Consider the following 21,740-nt stretch of genomic DNA (forward strand, 5'->3'; position numbering starts at 1 on the left):
TCAGCAGGCGAGATCGGCGACGACCGAATCGAGGATCAGCATGCCCGAGGGCGTGCAGCGAAGGCGAGAATTGCCGATCCGCTCGATGAAGCCGTGCTCCAGCAGAAATTCTTCGCGCTTCGGATCCGGATCCCGGCCGGAAAGCTGCTGCCAGCGGGCAAGATCGACGCCTTCCTTCAGACGCAGCCCCATGAGCAGCAATTCGTCCGCCTGCTCGTCATAGCCGAGCCGTTCCTGCTCCAGAATGCCATGCCCGTCGCGCTCGACAAGCTCGAGCCAGGTCTCCGGCTTGCGCTCGGTCGCCGTTGCGATCTTCTCAGGCCCGCGCGTCAGGCGGCCATGTGCGCCGGGCCCGATCCCGGCATAGTCGCCGTAGCGCCAGTAGGTGAGGTTATGGCGGCTCTCGGCGCCGGGCCGCGCATGGTTGGAAACCTCATAGGCCGGCATGCCCTCGCGCGCCATGATCTCCTGAGTCGCCTCGTAGAGGATCGCCGATTGGTCCCCATCCGGCACGATCAGTTTGCCGGCCTTGTGCAGGCCGTAGAAAGGCGTGCCTTCCTCGATCGTCAGCTGGTAGAGCGAGAGGTGATCGACCGCGTATGAGATCGCTTCCTTCAGCTCCGTCTCCCATTCTTCGACGGTCTGGCGGGGGCGGGCATAGATCAGGTCGAAAGACATGCGCGGGAAGATGTCGCGCGCCAGCTTGATGGCTTTCAATGCATCGGCGACGTCATGCAGGCGGCCGAGGAATTTCAGATCCCGGTCGTTCAGTGCCTGAACGCCGAGCGACACGCGATTGACGCCTGCGGCGCGATAGCCGCGGAAGCGCTCGGCCTCCACGCTTGAAGGATTGGCCTCCATCGTGATCTCGATGCCGTTCGGCACATGCCAGTGCTTGGAGATACCGTCGAGAATGGCCGAAACCGTTGCTGGATGCATGAGCGACGGCGTGCCGCCGCCAAGGAAAATGCTCGTCACCGTCTTCGGTCCGCTCATCCGGCGAACGGCAGCCATCTCTTTCAGGAACGCAGCGGCGAACCGCTCCTGGTCGACCGGCTGATGACGGACATGGCTGTTGAAGTCGCAATAGGGGCACTTCGCCGCGCAGAAGGGCCAATGCACATAGACGCCGAAACCGGGCTCGCCGGTATCGGGCAGAAGCATCGCATCGCGCGTCAAGCTTGGTGTATCGAGAATCTCCACGAACCGACCTTACGCTTCCAGGCAGGTTTCGACAAAGCGTTTGAATGCGCGCGCCCGATGCGACAGGGCTTGCGGCTTGCCAATGTTCCAGCCGTGTTTTTCCTCGGCACTCATCTCGCCGAAGGTGATGTCGTAACCTTCCGGTTGGAAGACCGGATCGTAACCGAAACCCTGGGTACCGCGCGGCGGCCAGACGACGGTACCTTCCACCTCGCCGCGGAAAAGCTCCGTATGCCCGTCTGGCCAAGCGAGGCAGAGCACGCTGACGAAGCGTGCGCGCCGTTGTTCCGGCTTTGTGGCTCCGGCCTTCTCCAGTGCCTGTTGCACCTTTTCCATCCCCATCGCAAAGTCGCGCGTGCCGTCTGCAGTCTCGGCCCAGTTGGCCGTATAGACGCCCGGATTGCCACCAAGCACATCGATCACCAGTCCAGAATTGTCGGAAAGCGCCGGCATCCCTGCTGCTTTGGCAGAGGCGAGAGCCTTGATCGTCGCGTTTTCCTCGAAGGTTGTGCCGGTTTCGTCAGGCTCGATGAAGTTGAGGTCCGCTGCCGATTTGGCGGTAAAGCCGAGCGGTCCGATCAGTTCCTGGATCTCGCGGATCTTGCCGGCGTTGTGGCTGGCGACGACGATCGTCTTCGTTTCAAGCGTGCGCATGGTCGGTCCTATTCAATGCCCCAGATTCTGGCTTCGGCGCATTCGAGGCTGTTTCCCGCGGGATCGCGGAAATAGATCGAGCGGCCGCCGTTCGGCCAGTGGACTTCGGATTCGATTTCGATGCCCGCGGCTTTGAGCTTCGCCGCCATGGCATCGATGTTCTTACCAGACACCCGGAAACATGCGTGGCCCTGACCTTTCGTGCCGTGGGGCGGCACCTTTAGGGCATCGGCCCCTGGCGGTTTCACCGTTTCATCGGGGTTGAAGATCAACAGCACGCCTTGCCCGCAGCGGAAGAATACATGCCGGTTTGCGGCGCGCGTGATCTTGGCAAGGCCGAGCACGCCTTCGTAGAAAGCCTCGGCCTTGTCGAGATCCTTCGCATAAAGCGCGGTCTCCAGCATGCCTTCCAGCAGGACAGTCATCCGGCGATGGCCTGTTTCTGCATGTCGACGAGCTCCACGATGCCGGTTTTCGCCAGTGTCATCAGCGCCGCAAATTCCCCGTCCGTGAACGGCGTGCCTTCGGCGGTCCCCTGAATTTCAACGATGCCGCCTGCGCCCGTCATGACGAAATTCGCATCGGTTTCGGCCGAGGAATCTTCGAGATAATCGAGGTCGATCACCGGCTGGCTGGCAAAGATGCCGCAGGAAATCGCAGCGACATGATCCTTGAGCACGCGCTCGACCTTGATCATGTTGCGGCTCTCCATCCACTTCAGGCAGTCGTAGAGCGCAATCCAGGCGCCCGTAATGGAGGCCGTGCGCGTGCCGCCGTCAGCCTGAATGACGTCGCAGTCGAGCGTGATCTGGCGCTCGCCAAGTTCCTTGAGATCGACGACGGCACGAAGCGAGCGGCCGATCAGGCGCTGGATTTCCTGTGTGCGCCCGCCCTGCTTGCCGGCCGCGGCCTCGCGTTTCATGCGCTCGCCGGTTGCCCGCGGCAGCATGCCATATTCGGCCGTGACCCAGCCCTTTCCAGTGTTGCGCAGCCACGGTGGCGTCTTGTCCTCCAGGCTTGCGGTACAAAGCACATGCGTATCGCCGAATTTGACGAGGCAGGAACCTTCCGCATGCTTTGAGAAATTGCGCTCGAAAGTGACTTTGCGCATCTGGTCGGTTTTTCTGCCTGAAGGCCGCATTGTGATCTCCTGAAGCACGATGCCGAAAACCGTAAAGCGGTTCTCGCAAAACATCATGCATGCTTGAATGGTGTCGACCGCTTCTACGATTGGCCGCAGCTATTTGCAAATTCCCTTTTGCTACGAGGGCGAGAACGGCTATATTTTAAGGATCGTCATCAGCAGCGCAGGTCTAAGGAAGTTCATGGGGTTCAGGTCGACGTCGGTTTCGGATGCCGTTGCTGCGCTGGATGAACGCTCCAAGGAAATCTTCCGCCGCATCGTTGAAGGCTATCTGGAAAGTGGCGAGCCGCTCGGCTCGCGCAATCTCTCCCGCATCCTGCCCATGTCGCTATCGCCCGCGTCGGTGCGCAACGTGATGAGCGACCTGGAGGAGTTGGGCCTGATCTACTCGCCGCATGTCAGCGCCGGACGCCTGCCGACGCAGGGCGGCCTTCGCTTCTTCGTCGATGCCTTCATGCAGGTCGGCGACCTTTCCGCCGAGGACCGTGCGAATATCGACCGCCAGGTCCGCCCCGAAAGCCGCGATAATCCGGTTGAATCGATGATGAACGAGGCAAGCCGGATGCTCTCCGGCATTTCGCGCGGCGCAGGGCTCGTCATCACCTCAAAGAGCGATCCGGTTCTCAAACACGTCGAATTCATCCGCCTGGAGCCCACCAAGGCGTTGGCAGTGCTCGTCGGCGATCACGATCAGGTCGAAAACCGCATTATCGAATTGCCGGCAGGCGTTACGTCGTCGCAGCTGACGGAGGCCGCGAATTTCCTCAATGCCCATATGTCCGGCCAGACATTGCCGGAATTGCGCAAGCAGCTCAGTCGCTTAAAGGAGAACGTCCGCCACGAGCTCGACGCGTTGTCCCGGGATCTGGTCGAGCGCGGTATCGCGGTGTGGTCTGGCGATGCGGACGAAGGCAAGCCGCCGCAGCTTATTATTCGAGGCCGATCCAATCTGCTCGATGGCCTGGCACGGGCGGAGGACCTCGATCGTCTCCGCATGCTGTTCGACGATCTCGAAAAGAAGGACAGCCTGATCGAGCTGCTGAACCTTGCCGAAACCGGTCCGGGCGTGCGCATTTTCATCGGTTCTGAGAACAAGCTCTTTTCGCTTTCCGGCTCCTCGCTGATTGTTGCGCCCTATCGCGACGATGACGACCGCATTGTCGGCGCCGTCGGCGTCATCGGGCCGACACGGCTCAATTATTCACGCATCGTGCCGATGGTGGATTACACCGCCCAGCTGATTTCCCGGCTTGCGCGCGGCACGCTGTAAAAAACCCGGAATTTTTTCTTCTTTGTCACGCAGACTTGATTTTTTGCGGTCAAAGCTCGATATCGGGCGCATCCCAAGAGAACCCACTACCGGAGACCGTCATGACTGACGAAACGACGAAAAACGGATCTGACGCTGCCGCGGCTGAAGCCGCAGACGACGTTGCCGCAAACGTCGAGAACGAAACCACGGTGGAAGCGCCGCGCCAGCCGGATCCGCTTGAAGTGCTCAAGGCTGAAAATGCCGAGCTGCGCGACCGTTATCTGCGCCTTGCCGCCGAAATGGACAATCTGCGCCGCCGCACGGAGCGCGACGTGAAGGATGCAAAGTCCTACTCGGTCGCGGGCTTTGCGCGCGATATGCTTGCCGTTTCGGACAATCTGCGCCGCGCGCTCGATGCCATCCCCGCCGAGGCGAAGGAAGCGGGCGAGACGGGCCTCAACACTTTGATCGAAGGTGTCGAGATGACGGAGCGCTCCATGCTCTCAGCGCTGGAGCGCCACGGCGTCCGCAAGTTGGATCCGATCGGCCAGAAGTTCGATCCGAACTTCCACCAGGCGATGTTCGAGGTTCAAAATGCCGAAGTGGCGAATAACACGGTCGTCCAGGTCGTTCAGGCAGGCTTTACGATCGGCGAGCGTGTTCTTCGTCCCGCAATGGTCGGCGTGGCCAAAGGCGGCCCGAAGGCAGCGGATGCAGACCTCAACACAGCGTTCACCGAAAAGGACGCCTGAGATTCTTCTCAGGCGCCTTTCATAATCAGTCCGAAAAATCAGATGCGGGCGAAGCGCTCGATCATGAGATCGAAGAAGCCGTCCGCATCCACATAGCGCATCACCTTGGCATTGCGCTTGCGGTCGGTCACATGCCACCAGTCGACCACCGTCATGCCCACGGTCAGCTCCGACTTCACCTCGATCTCGACATTGCAGTCACGGCCCTTGAAGAGCTCAGGCTTCAGTAGGTAGGCGACGACCGCCGGATCGTGCAGAGGCCCACCGTCCGAGCCATACTTCTCGACATCGAAGCGCTCGAAGAATTCCAGCATTTCGACCATTGCTTTGGCCGGTGCCGTGCCGAGATCGGCCATGCGCTTGACGCGATCCTTCCGTGTCAGCAACTGATGTGTCACGTCGAGCGGCATCATCACGATCGCTATGCCGGAACGAAAGACGATGTCGGCTGCTTCCGGATCGACATAGATGTTGAATTCGGCGGCGGGCGTTATGTTGCCGCCCTCGAAGAAGCCGCCTCCCATCATCACCAGTTCACGGATGCGCGGAATGATGTCCGGCGCCTTTTGCAAGGCCATGCCGATATTGGTGAGCGGTCCCAGCGTGCAGAGCGTCACCGTGCCTTCCGGCTCGCGGCGAAGCGTCTCGATGATGAAGTCGACGGCGTGCTGTGCCTGCAGCGGCATCGTCGGCTCATCGAGTTCCGGTCCATCGAGGCCGGTCTTTCCGTGCACGTGCTCGGCCGTGACCAGCTTGCGCGCGATTGGCGCGTCGGCGCCTGCGAAAACCTTCGTGCCGGTCCGTGCGCAGAGCTCGCAGACGATGCGCGCGTTGCGGCTCGTGTAGGAGAGCGGCACATTGCCTGCGACGGTCGTGATGCCGAGCACCTCCAGCTCTTCGGGGCTGCCGAAGGCAAGCATGATGGCCGCTGCATCGTCCTGGCCGGGGTCGGTGTCGATGATGATCTTTCTGGGGTTCGCCATTGCGTTGCTCCGTCTCAAGGTGCACGTCGTCGTGGCAGGCACCATTCGTTTATTTTTCCGTCGCAGATCGGCGCAGCCGCTGCGGTCGACGATGTGATGCGAGTCGCCATGATCTTTGTCAAGCAACGGCCTCAGTCCTACCGTCGTAAATTCATGTGACTGCGATGCGCCGCATATGTCTTGCGCGAAAGGCACACACTTCCCATATTAACGGCGTCCGGATGCTACGCTTAGGTCCGGGAAGGTCGCTTGGATCAAGGACTTTGAAAGATGAGCCGCATGACCCCCTTCGCCAGCCCGCTGCTTCTGGGCTTCGACGCCATGGAAAAGACGCTTGAACGCATTTCCAAGGCAAGCGACGGTTACCCACCCTACAATATCGAACGTATCGCCCCCGGCCAGGGAGCGCCTGAGCGCCTGCGCATCACGGTTGCCGTCGCCGGTTTCAGCGAAGACGAGCTGGACGTTACGACGGAAGAGAATCAATTGTTGATCCGGGGCCGCCAGGTCGAGCATGGCGAGCATGAATATCTCTATCGCGGCATTGCTGCGCGCCAGTTCCAGCGAACCTTCGTGTTGGCAGACGGCATGCAGGTTCTGGGCGCCAGCCTCAAGAATGGATTGCTTGCCGTTGATCTCGTTCGTCCGGAACCGGCGCGCATGGTGAAGAAAATTAACATTTCGGTCTCACAGTAGGACAACGGCCCATTCGGCTGTTGGTCCCTTCTCCCGGAGGAACAGGAATGTTGATGAAAGAAGCGAATTCTCACCTGACCAAGTCCGAACTTGCCGGTATCGGCAACGGCGAGGTCGCCTATATCCGCAAAATGCGCAACGACGAGGTTTCGAAGTGCTTCCCCGAAGCACCGGATATCGATCCGAGCGTGGACCTTTGGGCCCTCTTCGGCGCAGACGGAACGCCGATCCTGCTCACGGACAATCGCTCCAGCACCTTCTTCAAGGCGGCTGAAGACGAATTGAAGACGGTCAGCCTGCACTAAAGATGCAGGCTTAGACCCTTTTGAATGTCAGATAGGCGGAGGACCTGCCCTCGCGCCGGGCCTTGGCCTCGTAGCGTGTGCTCGGCCAGCCCTCATAGGGCGTCAGCCAGTCGGCGGCGTTTTCCGCAAGCCAGTCGAAGCCGCCGTGATCGCGGCACTTCAATAGCGTCCAATTCACGTAGGTATCGATGTCCGAGGCGAAGCAGAAGAGCCCGCCCGGCTTCAGCACGCGATGGAAACGGGCGAGATTGGTCTTGGAAACGAAACGCCGTTTCCAATGCTTCCGTTTCGGCCAGGGATCGGGATAGAGCAGATCGATGTGATCCAGGCAGCCGTTCGGTAACCAGTCGAGCAGCTGCGTTGCATCGTCATCATAGACGCGGATATTCTTTGCACCCTTCGTCTCGATGCTTGCCAGCAGTTTCTGCATGGAATTGATGAAGGGTTCGACGCCGATGAAGCCGGTCGAGGGCATTTCCAGCGCACGGTGGATCAGATGTTCGCCACCGCCGAAGCCGATTTCCAGGCGCAGCCGTTCAGCCGGAACCGGAAAGAGGTTTCTCAGCGGCTCTGGTGGAGCCGCTGAAAGGTCGATGAGGAATGCCGGGAGCAGGGTGTTCAGTCTTTCCGCCTGATGTTCGCGGAGAGCCTTCCCCCTGCGGCGACCGAAGAATGCCTCGGTCGCGCGCCCCCGACGCTCCATATCCGTCATGCTGCTTCCCGGAGCTTCACGGCTTCCTTCAGCGCCTTGACGAGGTCGGTGCGCTCCCATGAGAACGAACCGTCACGGCCCGCCTTCCGGCCGAAGTGGCCATAGGCCGAGGTCTTGGCGTAGATCGGCTTGTTGAGGTCGAGGTGACGGCGGATACCGGTCGGCGACAGATCCATGTTCTTGCGGATCGCCGCCTCGACTTGGTCTTCCGTCACACCCTTGCCGGTGCCGTGCAGGTCGACATAGATCGACAGCGGCTGAGCAACGCCGATCGCATAGGAAAGCTGGATCGTGCAGCGGTCGGCGAGGCTTGCGGCAACGACGTTCTTCGCAAGATAGCGGGCAGCATAGGCCGCCGAGCGGTCGACCTTGGTCGTGTCCTTGCCGGAAAACGCACCGCCGCCGTGCGGAGCTGCACCGCCGTAGGTATCGACGATGATCTTGCGGCCGGTGAGACCAGCATCGCCGTCCGGACCGCCGATGACGAACTTGCCCGTCGGGTTGATGTACCAGTTGCAATCCTTGGCAATCGGCAGATCGCCCAGCGCTTCGCGGATGTAGGGCTCGACGACGGCGCGAACCTTCTTGGAATCCCAGCTCTCATCGAGATGCTGGGTCGACAAAACGATCGAGGTCACCTCGGCCGGCTTGCCGTCGATGTAGCGCACGGTCACCTGGCTCTTGGCGTCCGGACCGAGCTTGGCAACATCGCCGTCGCCCTTCTTGCGGGCTGCGGCAAGCAGCTGCAGGATCTTGTGGGAATAGTAGATCGGCGCCGGCATGAGGTCCGGCGTTTCCTTGCAGGCGTAGCCGAACATGATGCCCTGGTCACCGGCGCCTTCGTCACCTTGCTGGTCGGCGGCGTTGTCGACGCCCTGAGCGATATCGGCAGACTGCGAGTGCAGCAACACGTCGATCTTCGCCTTCTTCCAGTGGAAGCCGTCCTGCTCGTAGCCGATGTCCTTGATAGCGCGGCGGGCGGCAGCCTTGAATTTCGACGGGTTGATGACGTCCTTGCCGTCCTTGCCCTTTTTCATCAGGCTTGGCGGCAGACGGACTTCACCGGCGATGACGACGCGGTTCGTCGTTGCCAGGGTTTCGCAGGCAATGCGCACGCCCCAGGGGTTGACGCCGGTCTTGGCCGCTTCACGATAGACCAGATCCACGATCTCGTCCGAGATGCGGTCACACACCTTGTCCGGGTGACCTTCGGCGACTGACTCACTGGTGAAAAGATAATTCGCGCGCATTTCGGGATTCCCCTCAAAGAACAAAAGCCGTTAGTTGGTACTCATTCCGCGTTCGAAAAACAAGCACAGAAGGACATAAATATATCTTTATATCTACCACGAAATGATAAATTTTGCCCTTAAAACGCAAAAAAGGCGGCCTTTCGACCACCTTTTAAAAAACTGGAAGCATTCAAGGGATCAGTCCGTGTCGGCCTCGGCGGCCAGTGCTTTGACAAGCTCCACGACCTTGCGGCGAACCTTTGGGTCGGAAATCTTCACGAACGCCCGGTTGAGCTGAAGCCCCTCCGAGGAAGAGAGGAAATCAACGACATAATTTGAGCTCGACGCTTCCGCCATGCCGGTCAATCCACCGGTGTGATCGCCCGGGGCGTCCTCGAAGAAAAAGGAAACCGGGACGTTGAGAATACTCGAGATGTTCTGCAGGCGGCTCGCACCGACGCGGTTCGTGCCCTTTTCATATTTCTGGATCTGCTGGAAGGTAATGCCGAGGCTCTCGCCCAGCTTCTCCTGGCTCATACCAAGCATTGTACGGCGTAGCCGAATGCGGCTGCCAACGTGTATGTCGATCGGGTTAGGCTTCTTCTTGTTTTCAATCATGGTCGTGCCCTAGCAAAGATTTTCAACCTGGTTAAACCGGCAGTGCCCAGACCCATCCGTAACGCCACGTTGTAAGCGGCGCAAACCCTATCATCAAGCATACGTTAACAACGCCGATCGCCACCACTATGCAATTTTAGGGGTTTTCGGTCAATTCGGCTTGAAAATAAAACCAAAGCGGGAAATCGACGCAATCAAAATCAATAGCGTTTCAATCAACCAGAAGTAAGCTTGTTGCGAAAACAAGTTCCCGGATGCGCTGCCGAATCCCTCAAGGGTTGCGTCGATGAACCCTCTCTCATTGAGGCCGAGCCCTGCAACAATCTGCCCGCGCGCATTCACGATCGCCGAGATGCCGTTGTTGGCGTCACGAATCAGCGGCAAACCGGTCTCCACGGCGCGCACGCGTGCTTGCTGGAAGTGCTGATAAGGACCGGGCGTATTGCCGAACCACGCGTCGTTCGTGATGTTCAAGATTGCACCGGCATCGGCGATGTCGCCGGTCATCTCGTCGGCAAAGATGATCTCGTAACAGACCAGAGGATAGAGTTTCAGCCCCGTCGGCAGTTCCAGGAGATGGCGCGTTGCCGCGGCAGAAAATCCGCCCGGCATTTCGACGATATTCTGGATGCCGAAATCGTCGAGGATATTCTCGAACGGCACGTATTCGCCGAATGGAACGAGATGCACCTTGTCGGAAGCCGCGACGATCTGGCCGCGTCCATCGAACGCGTAGATCGAATTGTAGTAGCGCACCGGGTTTCCAGGCCCCATCTCTTCGGCCCGCACGGCGCCTGCAATCAGAATCTGATTGTCGTCCAGCGTATCGGCGATCCGGGCAAGAGCATCCTGGTTGTCGGTGAGGATGAAGGGGATCGAGGTCTCCGGCCAGACGATGATGTCCGGCTTCTTTCCGCCGTCCAGCGGCGCTTCGGCGGAGAGCTTCAAATGCATCTCGAAGATGGCCGAGCGGTCGGCGTTGCTGTCGAGCTTGGCCGCCTGATCGATCATCGGCTGCACGAGCCGGATCACTGGCCGTTTCTCCTGCGGCAGCGTGGGAGCTTGCGGCGCGAGATGCAGCACATAGCCGCCGTAGCCGACATGAGCTGCAAAAAGCAGCGCGGCCAGCCCCACACCCGCCGTCGCACCCTGCCGCGTCCCAAGAAGAGCGGGTGCAGCGAAGACGAAGACGGCAAGCGCAGTCACGCCCGTGGTGCCGACGACGTGTGCGGACTGCATCATCAGCGGCATCGGCATGATGCCGTAGCCGACCGCATTCCATGGAAAACCCGTGAATGTGACGCTGCGCAACCACTCGAAGAGGCCGAAGCTTGCGGCAAGTGCTGCAATGCGGCCTATCCCGTCCGACCAGAAGGTGCGGGCGACAGCCGCCGCAAGGCCATAATAGATCGACAGCACTGCCGGCAGGCCGAGGATTGCCAGCGGCAGCGCCCAGGCAAACTCTTCCGAGTCAATCATCAGCGCATGGCCAAGCCACCAGAGGCCTGCGACGAAATAGCCGAAGCCGAAGAGCCACCCGATCGCGAAGGAGGGCCACAGTCGGCCGAGGACGCTTGCCTCGGGGGAGGCGGCTGCGCCATCGATCAGCCAGACGAGGAGCGTGAATGAAAGGAACATCGCAGCAAAAAAGCCGATCGGCGGAAGTGCCAGAACGGCAAATGCGCCGGCCAGGACTGCCAGCAATGCCCGTTTGAAACCCCAGACCAGGATGACCCTGTCCGCAAGCCGCTCCATGCGCACTCCAATCAAGCCGCGAATCAACCCGGTCCGCAGTCTTTCAAAAAAGCGGCGCTTTGTCGTGCCATGCGAAAATCAGTTCGACGTGGATTCGGCAGTCCGGTCGTCTGTTGCCTCAGCACCGGTCGCACTGTCGCCGTCCGCCTTGACACGGCGGCGGATCGCCTGACGCTTGCGGGTGATGCGCACGCGCTTGATGCGGCGCGGATCGGCCTCGAGAATGTGGAATTCGAAATCCGGCAGCGCCTGGACCACTTCGCCTCGAACCGGGATGCGGCCGAGGGCGGAGAAGATGAGACCGCCGAGCGTATCGACCTCGTCCACCTGCTCGCTGATGTCGAAATCCGGGCCGATCGCCTCTGCAATCTCTTCCAGTTCGACGCGGGCATCCGCCACAAAGACGTCTTCGGAAATGCGCTTGAACATGACTTCTTCGTCGTCATGCTCGTCGTCGATGTCGCCGACGACCATCTCGACGATGTCCTCGTGTGAAGCAAGGCCGTCGGTGCCGCCATATTCATCGATGACGAGCGCCATCTGCGTGCGGTTCACCTGCATGCGGCGAAGCAGATCGGATGCCAGCATCGACGGCGGCACGAAGAGGATCTTACGGATGATGCCGGCCTCGGCGAGCGTCTTTTGCAGGTCGACGCGGGCGAGATCGAAATTCGGCTTTGCCGAGCGCACCGGCTTTTGAATGTTCTCTGTAGCGATCTCGAAAAGCGGCTTGGCAGTCTTGGAGCCTGTCCGGCGCTTGTTGCGTGCCTGCTTTGCGACATAGGAAAGCAGGTCGCGGATGTGCACCATGCCGCGCGGATCATCGAGCGTATCGGCATATACGGGCATGCGCGAGCGCCCGGATTCCTCGAAGAGGATCATCAATTCGCCGATGGTGATGTTCTGGTCGACCGCCTCGATATCGGCGCGCGGGACCATGACGTCGGCGACACGCACTTCGCGGAAACGCAGGATGTTGTGGAGCATCGCCCGCTCGTCGGGCGAAAAGGCATCGTCGCCAGTATCGTTCGTCATAAGTGCGTCGGCGAGATCTTCGCGGATGCGCGAACCTTGCTGGGGGCGGAGAATGCGGGCGGCACGCGCCCAGAATGATCGTCCTGAATGCCTGCTACTACTGCCCGCCTCATCTGAGGAGGAGGATTGATCGGCGTCCTTGGTTTCCGCCGCCGGTTTCGTCGTAAAGTCGCTCATGGTTCCATTTTAAGGTCTTGACCCTCGTATGGGTCAGATAGGCCGAGTACTGCCAAAATGCGAGTCTCCAACCCCTCCATAATTTCGGCTTCGTCATTATTCATATGGTCGTAGCCGAAGAGATGCAAGAAACCATGCACCATCAGATGCGATAGATGGTCCTCGAACGATTTTTCGAGCTCCCGCGCTTCCCGTTCGACGGTCTCCCTGGCGATGATGATATCACCAAGCATCGGACCTGGCATCTGTCCCGGCGCTATCGGAAAGGCAGGGAAGGAAAGGACATTGGTAGCCTTGTCTTTCTTGCGCCATTCGGCGTTGATGACGCGGATGGCCTCGTCATCCGTGAAGACAAGTGAAAGCTCCGTCGCCGTCTTGGGAAACCTCTGCCCCTCATCTTTTTCGAGAACCTTCGCAGCCGCTTCCAGCACGCGTTCGGCCAAAGCCTGAAGTTCATTCTCCGAGGGCCAGTCGCCCTCCTCGATGCTGACCTGGATATCGATTACGGCCATCAGACCTGCGGTCCGGCGTCTTCCGGCCGCGTCGTATAGGTGGCGTCATAGGCCCTTACGATCCGTCCGACCAGCGGATGGCGCACGACATCGACATCCTTGAAGCGGATCGTCGAGATTCCTTCCACGCCGTCGAGCAGATGCAGTGCTTCGACAAGTCCGGACTTCACGCCGCGCGGCAAATCGATCTGGCTCGGGTCGCCCGTGATGATCATGCGCGAATTCTCGCCGAGACGCGTAAGAAACATCTTCATCTGCATCGATGTCGTGTTCTGTGCCTCGTCGAGGATGATGGCCGCGTTCGAGAGGGTGCGTCCGCGCATGAAGGCGAGCGGCGCGATCTCAATGACGCCGGCCGTGATCGCGCGCTCGACCTTGTCTCCGGGGATCATGTCGTAGAGCGCATCATAGAGCGGCCGCAGATAGGGATCGACCTTCTCCTTCATGTCGCCCGGCAGGAAGCCGAGGCGCTCGCCGGCTTCGACGGCTGGCCGCGAAAGGATGATCTTCTCGACGGCGCCGCGTTCCAGCATCTGGGCCGCATGCGCGACGGCGAGATAGGTCTTGCCCGTGCCGGCTGGGCCGACGCCGAAGACCAGTTCGGCGCGCTCCATGGCGCGTATATAGGCATCCTGCGTCGGCGTGCGCGCAACGATCGTCTTCTTGCGTGTCGAAATCTGCGCCATGGTCAGCTTGGCTTTTTTCTCCATGGTCGGCAGGCTCAACTGATCGTCGGCGGCAACCGCCATGCGGATAGCGCCCTCCACGTCGGATCGTTCCACGCTGCCGCCTTTCTGGAGCTTTTCATAGAGGTAGTCCAGCGTACGCCGGGCTTGGTTGGTGGCGACGACGTCACCGGTGATAATGACGGAGTTGCCGCGCGCGCGCGCATCGATATGCAGCCGCTCTTCGAGAAGCTTCAGGTTCTGATCGAATTGACCAAATAGCTCGCTGGCGAACCGGTTGTTCTCGAACGTCAGGACGAAGTGATTGGCGTCGCTCGCAATGCGTGGGTGGCGCGGTGAAGAAGAAACCAATTCTTGTCCGTTCAAGCGGTCGAGCTCCCTAGGTTAAACCCCAGCCTCTGCAAACTCGGCAAACAGGCTGTTCGTTCCGGTTCCGGTGATTCGCACTTTGATAATGTCACCGATTTGCGATGCTTTTGCATCAACATTCACCGACTGAAGCCAGGGAGAACGGCCGATAAGCTGTCCTGGCATGCGGCCGGGCTTTTCAAGCAACAAATCGATCTCCTTGCCGATGCAGGATTCGTTGAATCGCTGCGTCTGCTTGAGGAGAAGCGCCTGCAGGCGCTCGAGCCGTTCTGCCTTGATCTCTTCCGGCACCTGGTCCTTCAGTTCCGCCCCGGGCGTACCCGGCCGCGTCGAATATTTGAAGGAGAAAGCCTGCGCATAGCCAACCTCCTCCACCAGACGCAGTGTAGCTTCAAAATCCTTGTCTGTCTCCCCAGGAAAACCAACGATGAAATCGCCCGAAAGCGCAATATCGGGGCGGGCTTTGCGGATGCGCTCGATCAGCGTCATATATTCGGCTGCCGTATGGCGCCGGTTCATGGCTTTCAGGATACGGTCCGAGCCCGCCTGCACCGGCAGGTGCAAGTAGGGCATCAGCGCCCGCAGGTCGCGATGCGCCTCGATCAGGCGGTCGTCCATGTCGCGCGGATGGCTGGTGGTGTAGCGAAGCCGCGCAAGCCCCGGAATTTCAGCAAGGCGATAGAGTAGATCGCCAAGGCTCCATTCTTCGCCATTGGCCCCGGCGCCGTGCCACGCGTTGACGTTCTGGCCGAGCAATGTGATCTCGCGCACTCCGCCTTCGACAAGTTTTTGCGCCTCTTCGACAATCTGGCTGACGGGCCGGGAGATCTCCGAACCACGCGTGTAGGGCACGACGCAGAAGGTACAGAACTTGTCGCAGCCTTCCTGCACCGTCAGGAACGAGGTCACGCCGCGCGAGCGGATCTTCTTGTTTTCGGCAATCGGCAGATGCTCGAATTTATCTTCCAGTGCATATTCCGTATCGACGACGCGATGGCCCTGCTTGGCGCGCCGCAGCGCGTCCGGCAGGCGGTGATAGGTCTGCGGGCCGATGACGACATCGACGGCAGGCGCGCGGCGGAGGATTTCTTCACCTTCGGCCTGGGCAACGCAGCCGGTCACGCCGATCATCATCTCGCGCCCGTCGGCGGCTTTCTTCTTTTTCATCTCGCGCAAACGACCGAGCGCCGAATAAACCTTTTCGGCCGCCTTTTCGCGGATATGGCAGGTATTCAGCAGAACGAGATCAGCCTCATCCATGTTCTCCGTTTGCTCGTAACCGTCGCGGGCGAGTGCATCGCTCATGCGCGTCGAGTCGTAGACGTTCATCTGGCAGCCATAGGTCTTGATGAAAACCTTGCGGCTGTTGCTGCCATCGCGAAGGTCCTCGCTGGGGATGGTCTCCGGGGCCGGAAGAAGGGCGCTGTCTTGGGTCATGGCGGGCTATTTAGTGGTTTTTTGCCCTCTAGAAAATCGAAATCTTCCCTCAAGAGATGTCGCGGCCGCGCAGGCGGCTGTGGAGCATGGTACGGATACGCCGTGCGACGGTGGCGCTGACATCCTTCCGGTTCGAATCGGAACGGTATTCGACCGCCTCGCCGAAGGAGACTTCGGCATCGAGCGCGGCGCATTTCACGACGTCAACCAGGTGCGGTACGAGTTCAACGTCGCCTGGCCAGCCGGCCAGCGGGCGGTGATAGCGGCCCATCGCAACGCCGTGCGCCTTTGTATAGGCAATCGCAACCGGCTGCACGAGGACGGAACCGTTCGGCGAGTGCGGCACAGCCATGGCGGCCGCTCCGAAGAGCGAGGATTTGACTTCCAAAAGGCGATTGCCATCCGAGGTCGTGCCTTCGGGAAAGAGCACGATGATCTCGCCGTCCGCCATGCGGGCTGCGATCTCGCTTGCCTGATTGCCAGTCTTTCGCTTCTCTTCACGGACGATGAAGACGCTTTTCTGCAGCCGGGCAAGCAGGCCGAAGATGGGCCAGTCGCGCACTTCAATCTTGGCGATGAAGGCAACATCGGCGACCGAGGACATGACCATGATATCCATCCACGATGCATGATTAACGCATAGCATCAGCGGTCGGCGCCCCTCAAGCTTGCCGTGGACCTTTACGCGAATGCCAAGGGCATGGCAGGCAGCGCGGTGCCATAGGCGCGGAAGAATGCGGCGTAGCTTCCAGTCGAAATGGAGGCTGAGAAGCTGGAGGGGCATCAGCAGCATGCTGACGGCAGCGACGACGACCGCGGCATAGGCGATGCGCAGCCAGACGATCAACGCGAACTCCTTGCGGCTGCGGTCATCGGCTCAGCGTTCGTCTTTCTTCAGCGGAATGCCGTAAAGCTCCAGCCGATGATCGACAAGCTGGAAGCCATGCTCACGGGCAATGCGCTCCTGCAGCGCTTCAATCTCCGGCGAGCGGAATTCGATGACCACGCCGTTCTTCAGGTCTATCAGGTGGTCGTGATGTTCTTCCGGCACCGTTTCATAGCGCGAACGGCCGTCGCGGAAATCATGGCGGGCGATGATGCCGGCATCCTCAAAAAGCTTGACGGTCCGATAGACGGTGGAAATCGAAATCTTCGCGTCGACCTTCGCGGAGCGGCGATAAAGTTCCTCGACATCCGGGTGATCTGCCGACTCTTCCAGGATGCGGGCGATCACGCGGCGCTGTTCGGTCATTCGCATGCCGCGCTCGGTGCAAAGCTCCTCAAGGGTCTTGGCTGCGTCGGTCATTGGCGGCCTTCATTCCAGATTCCAATTCTCAACGGAACTAGCGAAGAACGCGCTTCATGACAAGCGCCGTGGAAACGGCGCCGTTCGCGTCCTTGTAGTATCCGCGGCGCTCGCCGATTTTCTCGAAGCCGAGCTTGTGGTACAGGCCGAGGGCGGCGGCATTGCCGTCGTCGACTTCCAGGAACATGCTCTCACCCCCGCGCAGCTTGGCTTCACGCATTGCTGCCTGCATGAGCCGCCAGCCGAGGCCGGCACGGGCAACCTTCGCCTGTACGGCGATCGACAGGATTTCCGCTTCGCCTGCGACCTGGCGCGCAAGCACGAAGCCCGGCAGCGGTTTTTTTAAGAAAGCGTTGGTCTGGTGCGCAACGAAGCCGAAGACATTGTCCTGGCTGAGCAGGCTGTGGAATTCGCCGTCACCCCAGGGGCGGGCAAATCGTTCGCCATGCAGCGCAGCGACCGCGCGGCAATCGTCGCTGCCCATCGCGATGATCTCGAATTCGGGCTTCAGGGTGAGATAGGATTCCAGCATGGTCACACTCGCGCGATCGCGAACCCGGCCTGCGGTTTGGCGTCGGGTCCGCGCAGATAAAGAGGCTTGGGCTTTCCTGAACCGGGATCGGCGGCTGCACCAAGGCGTGCCACGATGGAAATTGGAAACTTATTGGCGTGTTCGCCCGTCGCGTCCGGCTTCAGCAGCGGCGCGGCAGAGCCTGTGATCTCGCCGGCAAAGGCCGCCGCAATCGTTTTCGCCTCCTCGATCGTCACTGCGCGCGGTTCATCGAGCGCCGGGCCGTCTTCGGAAAAACTCTGGAGATAGATTTCGCCGCGCTTGGCGTCCATGGCGGCAAGAACGGGGCGGCCAGGTGTCTTTTCGCGCTGGGCGGCGGCCATAGTCTCCAGCGTCGTGATGCCGACAGTGGGGATGTTGAGCGCAAGGCCGAAGCCACGAGCTGCGGCGACACCGACGCGGATGCCGGTAAAGGAGCCAGGACCGATCGTGACGGCAATGCGTTCGACCATCGCGAGTTTCATATCCGCCTGTTTGAGAACGCGGTCGACGATTCCCATCAAATGCTCTGCATGGCCCTTACCGATCAGGTCGGATGCCTCCCCCAGCACCGTATCCCTGCCGCTGTCGTAGAGAGCGGCAGCGCAATCTACACCAGCCGTGTCGAGCGCCAGAACAATCATGCCATCAATTTCCGAATAAAAGCCTACCACAAATTCAGCCGGTGCAATGCTGAGCCGGCCGAATTTTGGACAAATCGTCAGGCGGCGATGACTTCCTGCACTTCGGGAACGAAGTGACGAAGCAGGTTCTGGACGCCATGCTTCAGCGTTGCCGTAGACGAGGGGCAGCCGGCGCAGGAGCCCTTCATATTGAGGTAGACCTTGCCATCCTTGAAGCCGCGGAACGTGATGTCGCCGCCATCTTGGGCAACCGCCGGGCGAACGCGGGTTTCAAGTAGCTCCTTGATGGTGAGCACGATGGTCTCGTCGGCCTCATCGAAGAATTCACCGCCGGCATCAACCTCTTCCGAAAGCACGGAGGCATCACCCATGACCGGCTTCCCGGACATGAAGTGTTCCATGATGGAGCCAAGGATGGCGGGCTTCAGGTGCTGCCACTCCTGGTTCTCCTTGGAGACAGAAATGAAGTCATAGCCGAAATAGACACCGGTTACGCCCGGGATTTCAAAAAGGCGCGCAGCAAGCGGCGACGCCTGGGCTTCCTCGGCGCTGCGGAACTCGGCGGTGCCGGTCTCCATCACCACCTTGCCCGGCAGGAACTTCTGGGTGGCCGGATTCGGTGTGGCTTCGGTCTGAATGAACATTTCGCTCTCCATGCGGGCCAGGTCGTCGCTCAGGCCGTCTTTAGAATTCTTCAAAAGAAAATAAGCCGATTGGCAGCGCTAATCAAGAGACAACGACTCCAGAAATAACCGCATTCCGCATCACGCCTTAGGCCAGCGCATCCAGTTCTTCGTTCGTCAGCGTGTCAGGCAGCACGGTGACGGGGATCGGGAAAGCCGCGGCCTTTCCTACAACGGACGACACCAGCGGTCCCGGGCCTTCCTTGGCGGAGCTTGCGGCCAGAACCAGGATCGCGATGTCGCGGTCTTCTTCGATCACCGCATTGATTTCCTCGACCGCACTTCCCTCGCGGATCACGATTTCCGGCTCGATGCCGATCGTTTCGCGAACCACCTGTGCCGATTTGGCGACGACGGCCTCGGCCTCCTCACGGGCTTCGGCCCGCATGATCTCCTCGACGCCCAGCCATTGCTGAAAATCGCCCTCGGGAATCACGTAGACAAGCACCAGCCCGCCATTGGAATTCTTGGCGCGCCGGCCGGCATAATGCACAGCGCTTTGACATTCAGGTGTGCCATCGATCACCGCCATGAATTTGCGGCGATGCCCTTCGAGCCGTGAGAAGTCGCTTTGATACCATGGCGCGGACTCTGACACCCTAACCGGGAAATTTGCAAGCCCCCGTCATCGCACGGGAGCTCGCCGTCAGCGGCATGCCTAGTAGAGGAATCCGATGATGTCACGGACATCCTTCATGGTCGCTTCGGCGCGCGCCCGGGCACGCTCGCCGCCGTTGCGGAGGATTGCGTCGATATGGCTCGTATCGTCCATCAGACGGCGCATTTCGCCGGTGATCGGCGAGAGTACCTGAACGGCGAGATCGACCAGCGCCGGCTTGAAGACGGAGAACTGCTGGCCGCCGAATTCGGCAAGCACCTCAGTCTTCGTCTTGTCGGCAAGGGCCGCATAGATGCCGACGAGATTGTCGGCTTCCGGGCGGCCCTTCAGGCCCTCGACCTCGCTCGGCAAGCCGTCCGGATCGGTCTTCGCCTTGCGGATCTTCTTCGAGATGGCTTCCTCGTCGTCCAGCAGATTGATGCGCGAGAGATCGGACGGATCGGATTTCGACATCTTCTTCGTGCCGTCGCGTAGCGACATCACGCGCGGAGCAGGGCCTTCGATCAACGGTTCGACCATCGGAAAATAGGCGTGTACAGGCTCGTCGCCGACGGTAATGTCGATGCCGCGGCCGGCACGGCGAATGTGATCCTGATAATCAAGGTTGAACTTCATCGCGATATCGCGGGCAAGTTCAAGATGCTGTTTCTGGTCGTCACCGACCGGAACATGCGTGCCGCGATAGACGAGGATGTCGGCCGCCATCAGGCTCGGATAGGCAAGCAGGCCGAGGGAAGCATTTTCGCGGTCCTTGCCGGCCTTGTCCTTGAACTGCGTCATGCGGTTCATCCAGCCGATGCGGGCGACGCAATTGAAGATCCAGGCGAGTTCGGCATGCTGCGGCACGGCCGACTGGTTGAAGACGATATGCTCTTCCGGATCGATGCCGGAGGCGATGAAGGCTGCGGCGATTGAGCGGATCTGGCCCGGCAGGTCGTCGTGCACGAGCTGCGCTGTGAGGGAGTGCAGGTCGACGACGCAATAGATGCAGTCGTTGCCTTCCTGCAGCGCCACGAACTTGCGGATCGCGCCGAGATAGTTGCCGAGATGGAGATTGCCGGTCGGCTGAACGCCAGAAAATACGAGCTTTTTGAATTCGGTCACGTAGTCCTCGATTAGGCTGGTGGAGGGCCCCAGGGCACAGTCGCCCATGTTGCTAACGCGCCGGCTTATGCACGCGCTCCGTGCTGCAATCAAGGGGCGGTCGGTGCGGCATGCCGGATCAGGTCGAAAGTATTCCCGTAAGGATCGGAAAATACGGCCACTGTGCCGTAAATCTCATGCCGGGGCTGTTCCAAAAAGCGCACGCCCCTGGCCAGCATGGCGGCATGATCTCGCGCAAAATCATCGGTCTTCAAAAAGAACCCGACGCGACCGCCGGTTTGGTTTCCGATCGCCGCTTTCTGTGTCTCGTTGACTGCTTTGGCAAGGAGGAACGCCGCTCCTTCCCCTCCCTTCGGTTTGACCACCACCCAGCGCTTGCCTTCCGGCTGCACTTCGTCCTGCAGGCAGTCGAAGCCAAGCGCTCCGCAATAGAAGGCTTTTGCGCGATCATAATCGTCGACGACGAGGGTGACCAGGAAGAGGGATTGGGACATCTGCAAGCCTCCAGTTGCCGGGGTTTCTTAATCTGTCGCGGCGTCGTGGGGCAGGTGCAAGCGCCGTGCGAAAGGATTGGCATCTTTTTATTGCCCCATTCTCCAGCGTCTAAGGGCCGCTATTTCGCATTATGAATGCGTTCTTAAGTTTAACAGCCCTTCTAATACAAGCTTGTTGCAAGGCCTTGTTTTTCATCGACAGGTAGAGAGTATTTTATACTCAATTTGAGTTATGCCTTGTATATCGAATCCAGCAATATGAGGATGATTCACTTTTCAAGTAAGTATAAAATTTCACAAATTGGCCATTTTTTGAATGAACGTTCTCGGCGCCAATCCGAACCCGGCGGAAGACCCGCCGCGCTCTACCTGGAGGGGACGTCATGCATACGATTTTATCACTCGTTCTTGCTGGCTTGTTCGCTTTGTCCTGTTACGCCGAGGCAGGCGCACAGAACGCTAAAAAACCCCCAGTAAGACTTCTTAAACACACCACGTCACAGCCCTATACGGTTCAGACCGTCAGCGTCAAAGTCGGCTGCTTCCCGCCGAAACTCAGAGCCATTCTCGCGCATATCGCCGCCAAGACCGGCCGAAGACCGATGGTCACGTCTGGTCTGCGGCATTCGGGACGTGCGCATTCTCAGCATCGCCATTGCAACGCAGCCGACATCCGCGTCCCTGGCTTATCGGAACGGACGATCGTCGCGGCAGCGCAGACAGCGCCGGGTATCGGCGGTATCGGGCGCTACTGCAACGGCATCGTCCACGTCGATATCGGGCCGAAGCGGCGCTGGCGCCATTGCTGATAACCGCGG

Annotated in this window: 25 protein-coding genes and 1 pseudogene; 5 read left to right on the forward strand and 21 right to left on the reverse strand. The window is 59.9% G+C overall.

Annotated features, from left to right (window positions below):
• From hemW to rph, 4 genes are read right to left on the reverse strand one after another with little or no spacing between them, the layout of a single operon-like run.
• Entirely contained in the window at window positions 1-1,203 is a 1,203-nt protein-coding gene (gene hemW, locus ACW4PC_RS16315) for a radical SAM family heme chaperone HemW (protein WP_455874445.1), read from the reverse strand.
• Between the two features lie 9 nt (window positions 1,204-1,212).
• A complete protein-coding gene (gene rdgB / locus ACW4PC_RS16320) occupies window positions 1,213-1,857 on the reverse strand; it encodes an RdgB/HAM1 family non-canonical purine NTP pyrophosphatase (protein WP_455874446.1) in 645 nt (214 codons plus the stop codon).
• Between the two features lie 8 nt (window positions 1,858-1,865).
• Window positions 1,866-2,282, reverse strand: coding sequence for a VOC family protein (locus tag ACW4PC_RS16325; protein ID WP_455874447.1), 417 nt, complete (start codon window positions 2,280-2,282; stop codon window positions 1,866-1,868).
• Window positions 2,279-2,998 (reverse strand): ribonuclease PH, encoded by a 720-nt coding sequence (gene rph, locus ACW4PC_RS16330; protein ID WP_455874448.1) that lies wholly within the window; start codon window positions 2,996-2,998, stop codon window positions 2,279-2,281. The genes ACW4PC_RS16325 and rph overlap by 4 nt, the downstream gene beginning before the upstream one ends.
• A gap of 184 nt (window positions 2,999-3,182) precedes the next feature.
• Between rph and hrcA the strand changes: the two genes are divergently transcribed.
• Window positions 3,183-4,271: a heat-inducible transcriptional repressor HrcA gene (gene hrcA, locus ACW4PC_RS16335; RefSeq protein WP_455874449.1), complete on the forward strand. Its 1,089-nt coding sequence runs from the start codon at window positions 3,183-3,185 to the stop codon at window positions 4,269-4,271.
• 101 nt (window positions 4,272-4,372) lie between these two features.
• Window positions 4,373-5,005: a nucleotide exchange factor GrpE gene (gene grpE / locus ACW4PC_RS16340; RefSeq protein WP_455874450.1), complete on the forward strand. Its 633-nt coding sequence runs from the start codon at window positions 4,373-4,375 to the stop codon at window positions 5,003-5,005.
• A gap of 38 nt (window positions 5,006-5,043) precedes the next feature.
• On the opposite strand, the gene ACW4PC_RS16345 is transcribed toward grpE, so the two are convergent.
• Complete coding sequence (locus tag ACW4PC_RS16345; RefSeq protein WP_455874451.1) at window positions 5,044-5,988, reverse strand: nucleoside hydrolase; 945 nt, start codon at window positions 5,986-5,988, stop codon at window positions 5,044-5,046.
• A 270-nt stretch (window positions 5,989-6,258) separates the two neighbouring features.
• Here ACW4PC_RS16345 and ACW4PC_RS16350 point away from each other — a divergent pair, with 270 nt between their 5' ends.
• Together ACW4PC_RS16350 and ACW4PC_RS16355 are read left to right on the forward strand one after the other, a co-directional pair.
• A complete protein-coding gene (locus ACW4PC_RS16350) occupies window positions 6,259-6,684 on the forward strand; it encodes an Hsp20 family protein (protein WP_022713463.1) in 426 nt (141 codons plus the stop codon).
• A 47-nt stretch (window positions 6,685-6,731) separates the two neighbouring features.
• Entirely contained in the window at window positions 6,732-6,989 is a 258-nt protein-coding gene (locus ACW4PC_RS16355) for a BQ00720 family protein (protein ID WP_022713464.1), read from the forward strand.
• Window positions 6,990-6,999: 10 nt separating this feature from the next.
• Here the strand turns inward: ACW4PC_RS16355 and trmB are convergent, their stop codons facing one another.
• The 16 genes and pseudogenes from trmB to ACW4PC_RS16435 all read right to left on the reverse strand — a co-directional run bounded on the left by trmB (window position 7,000) and on the right by ACW4PC_RS16435 (window position 20,922).
• A complete protein-coding gene (gene trmB, locus ACW4PC_RS16360; RefSeq protein ID WP_455874452.1) occupies window positions 7,000-7,701 on the reverse strand; it encodes a tRNA (guanine(46)-N(7))-methyltransferase TrmB in 702 nt (233 codons plus the stop codon).
• Window positions 7,698-8,951 (reverse strand): methionine adenosyltransferase, encoded by a 1,254-nt coding sequence (gene metK, locus ACW4PC_RS16365; protein WP_455874453.1) that lies wholly within the window; start codon window positions 8,949-8,951, stop codon window positions 7,698-7,700. Before metK ends, trmB begins: the two co-directional genes overlap by 4 nt.
• 180 nt (window positions 8,952-9,131) lie before the next feature.
• Window positions 9,132-9,551 carry a helix-turn-helix domain-containing protein gene (locus ACW4PC_RS16370; RefSeq protein ID WP_022713467.1) on the reverse strand — a complete coding sequence of 140 codons (420 nt, stop codon included), beginning with the start codon at window positions 9,549-9,551 and terminating at the stop codon, window positions 9,132-9,134.
• A 150-nt stretch (window positions 9,552-9,701) separates the two neighbouring features.
• The gene (gene lnt, locus ACW4PC_RS16375; RefSeq protein ID WP_455874454.1) at window positions 9,702-11,306 is read right to left on the reverse strand and encodes an apolipoprotein N-acyltransferase; all 1,605 of its coding nucleotides are present in this window, start codon (window positions 11,304-11,306) and stop codon (window positions 9,702-9,704) included.
• A gap of 78 nt (window positions 11,307-11,384) precedes the next feature.
• Window positions 11,385-12,518 carry a hemolysin family protein gene (locus tag ACW4PC_RS16380; RefSeq protein WP_455874455.1) on the reverse strand — a complete coding sequence of 378 codons (1,134 nt, stop codon included), beginning with the start codon at window positions 12,516-12,518 and terminating at the stop codon, window positions 11,385-11,387.
• Entirely contained in the window at window positions 12,515-13,030 is a 516-nt protein-coding gene (ybeY, locus tag ACW4PC_RS16385; RefSeq protein ID WP_455874456.1) for an rRNA maturation RNase YbeY, read from the reverse strand. Before ybeY ends, ACW4PC_RS16380 begins: the two co-directional genes overlap by 4 nt.
• Complete coding sequence (locus ACW4PC_RS16390; protein ID WP_194728762.1) at window positions 13,030-14,082, reverse strand: PhoH family protein; 1,053 nt, start codon at window positions 14,080-14,082, stop codon at window positions 13,030-13,032. The genes ybeY and ACW4PC_RS16390 overlap by 1 nt, the downstream gene beginning before the upstream one ends.
• 18 nt (window positions 14,083-14,100) lie before the next feature.
• Window positions 14,101-15,522: a tRNA (N6-isopentenyl adenosine(37)-C2)-methylthiotransferase MiaB gene (gene miaB, locus ACW4PC_RS16395; protein ID WP_455874457.1), complete on the reverse strand. Its 1,422-nt coding sequence runs from the start codon at window positions 15,520-15,522 to the stop codon at window positions 14,101-14,103.
• A gap of 49 nt (window positions 15,523-15,571) precedes the next feature.
• Window positions 15,572-16,369, reverse strand: coding sequence for a lysophospholipid acyltransferase family protein (locus ACW4PC_RS16400; protein ID WP_455874458.1), 798 nt, complete (start codon window positions 16,367-16,369; stop codon window positions 15,572-15,574).
• A gap of 30 nt (window positions 16,370-16,399) precedes the next feature.
• Window positions 16,400-16,828 (reverse strand): Fur family transcriptional regulator, encoded by a 429-nt coding sequence (locus ACW4PC_RS16405; RefSeq protein ID WP_022713474.1) that lies wholly within the window; start codon window positions 16,826-16,828, stop codon window positions 16,400-16,402.
• 37 nt (window positions 16,829-16,865) lie between these two features.
• Entirely contained in the window at window positions 16,866-17,360 is a 495-nt protein-coding gene (locus ACW4PC_RS16410) for a GNAT family N-acetyltransferase (RefSeq protein ID WP_028739411.1), read from the reverse strand.
• Between the two features lie 2 nt (window positions 17,361-17,362).
• Entirely contained in the window at window positions 17,363-18,022 is a 660-nt protein-coding gene (gene tsaB, locus ACW4PC_RS16415) for a tRNA (adenosine(37)-N6)-threonylcarbamoyltransferase complex dimerization subunit type 1 TsaB (protein ID WP_455874459.1), read from the reverse strand.
• Between the two features lie 77 nt (window positions 18,023-18,099).
• Window positions 18,100-18,666: a NifU family protein gene (locus ACW4PC_RS16420; protein WP_455874460.1), complete on the reverse strand. Its 567-nt coding sequence runs from the start codon at window positions 18,664-18,666 to the stop codon at window positions 18,100-18,102.
• 127 nt (window positions 18,667-18,793) lie between these two features.
• Window positions 18,794-19,286: pseudogene (locus ACW4PC_RS16425) on the reverse strand (universal stress protein).
• A gap of 77 nt (window positions 19,287-19,363) precedes the next feature.
• Window positions 19,364-20,428, reverse strand: a complete 1,065-nt coding sequence (gene trpS, locus ACW4PC_RS16430; RefSeq protein WP_455874461.1) for a tryptophan--tRNA ligase — start codon at window positions 20,426-20,428, stop codon at window positions 19,364-19,366.
• Between the two features lie 89 nt (window positions 20,429-20,517).
• Window positions 20,518-20,922 (reverse strand): VOC family protein, encoded by a 405-nt coding sequence (locus ACW4PC_RS16435; RefSeq protein WP_455874462.1) that lies wholly within the window; start codon window positions 20,920-20,922, stop codon window positions 20,518-20,520.
• A gap of 383 nt (window positions 20,923-21,305) precedes the next feature.
• Here ACW4PC_RS16435 and ACW4PC_RS16440 point away from each other — a divergent pair, with 383 nt between their 5' ends.
• Window positions 21,306-21,731, forward strand: a complete 426-nt coding sequence (locus tag ACW4PC_RS16440; protein WP_074066430.1) for a YcbK family protein — start codon at window positions 21,306-21,308, stop codon at window positions 21,729-21,731.
• Window positions 21,732-21,740: the final 9 nt, after the last annotated feature.

Source organism: Rhizobium yanglingense (genome assembly GCF_977109285.1).

What these genes read in the sequence shown, in the direction of transcription:
- rdgB (WP_455874446.1), bottom strand. Translation starts at nt 1,857, where the DNA reads ATGCGCACGCTTGAAACGAAGACGATCGTCGTCGCCAGCCACAACGCC.
- ACW4PC_RS16325 (WP_455874447.1), bottom strand. Translation starts at nt 2,282, where the DNA reads ATGACTGTCCTGCTGGAAGGCATGCTGGAGACCGCGCTTTATGCGAAG.
- rph (WP_455874448.1), bottom strand. Translation starts at nt 2,998, where the DNA reads ATGCGGCCTTCAGGCAGAAAAACCGACCAGATGCGCAAAGTCACTTTC.
- hrcA (WP_455874449.1), top strand. Translation starts at nt 3,183, where the DNA reads ATGGGGTTCAGGTCGACGTCGGTTTCGGATGCCGTTGCTGCGCTGGAT.
- grpE (WP_455874450.1), top strand. Translation starts at nt 4,373, where the DNA reads ATGACTGACGAAACGACGAAAAACGGATCTGACGCTGCCGCGGCTGAA.
- ACW4PC_RS16345 (WP_455874451.1), bottom strand. Translation starts at nt 5,988, where the DNA reads ATGGCGAACCCCAGAAAGATCATCATCGACACCGACCCCGGCCAGGAC.
- ACW4PC_RS16350 (WP_022713463.1), top strand. Translation starts at nt 6,259, where the DNA reads ATGAGCCGCATGACCCCCTTCGCCAGCCCGCTGCTTCTGGGCTTCGAC.
- ACW4PC_RS16355 (WP_022713464.1), top strand. Translation starts at nt 6,732, where the DNA reads ATGTTGATGAAAGAAGCGAATTCTCACCTGACCAAGTCCGAACTTGCC.
- trmB (WP_455874452.1), bottom strand. Translation starts at nt 7,701, where the DNA reads ATGACGGATATGGAGCGTCGGGGGCGCGCGACCGAGGCATTCTTCGGT.
- metK (WP_455874453.1), bottom strand. Translation starts at nt 8,951, where the DNA reads ATGCGCGCGAATTATCTTTTCACCAGTGAGTCAGTCGCCGAAGGTCAC.
- ACW4PC_RS16370 (WP_022713467.1), bottom strand. Translation starts at nt 9,551, where the DNA reads ATGATTGAAAACAAGAAGAAGCCTAACCCGATCGACATACACGTTGGC.
- lnt (WP_455874454.1), bottom strand. Translation starts at nt 11,306, where the DNA reads ATGGAGCGGCTTGCGGACAGGGTCATCCTGGTCTGGGGTTTCAAACGG.
- ACW4PC_RS16380 (WP_455874455.1), bottom strand. Translation starts at nt 12,518, where the DNA reads ATGAGCGACTTTACGACGAAACCGGCGGCGGAAACCAAGGACGCCGAT.
- ybeY (WP_455874456.1), bottom strand. Translation starts at nt 13,030, where the DNA reads ATGGCCGTAATCGATATCCAGGTCAGCATCGAGGAGGGCGACTGGCCC.
- miaB (WP_455874457.1), bottom strand. Translation starts at nt 15,522, where the DNA reads ATGACCCAAGACAGCGCCCTTCTTCCGGCCCCGGAGACCATCCCCAGC.
- ACW4PC_RS16405 (WP_022713474.1), bottom strand. Translation starts at nt 16,828, where the DNA reads ATGACCGACGCAGCCAAGACCCTTGAGGAGCTTTGCACCGAGCGCGGC.
- ACW4PC_RS16410 (WP_028739411.1), bottom strand. Translation starts at nt 17,360, where the DNA reads ATGCTGGAATCCTATCTCACCCTGAAGCCCGAATTCGAGATCATCGCG.
- tsaB (WP_455874459.1), bottom strand. Translation starts at nt 18,022, where the DNA reads ATGATTGTTCTGGCGCTCGACACGGCTGGTGTAGATTGCGCTGCCGCT.
- ACW4PC_RS16420 (WP_455874460.1), bottom strand. Translation starts at nt 18,666, where the DNA reads ATGTTCATTCAGACCGAAGCCACACCGAATCCGGCCACCCAGAAGTTC.
- ACW4PC_RS16435 (WP_455874462.1), bottom strand. Translation starts at nt 20,922, where the DNA reads ATGTCCCAATCCCTCTTCCTGGTCACCCTCGTCGTCGACGATTATGAT.
- ACW4PC_RS16440 (WP_074066430.1), top strand. Translation starts at nt 21,306, where the DNA reads ATGCATACGATTTTATCACTCGTTCTTGCTGGCTTGTTCGCTTTGTCC.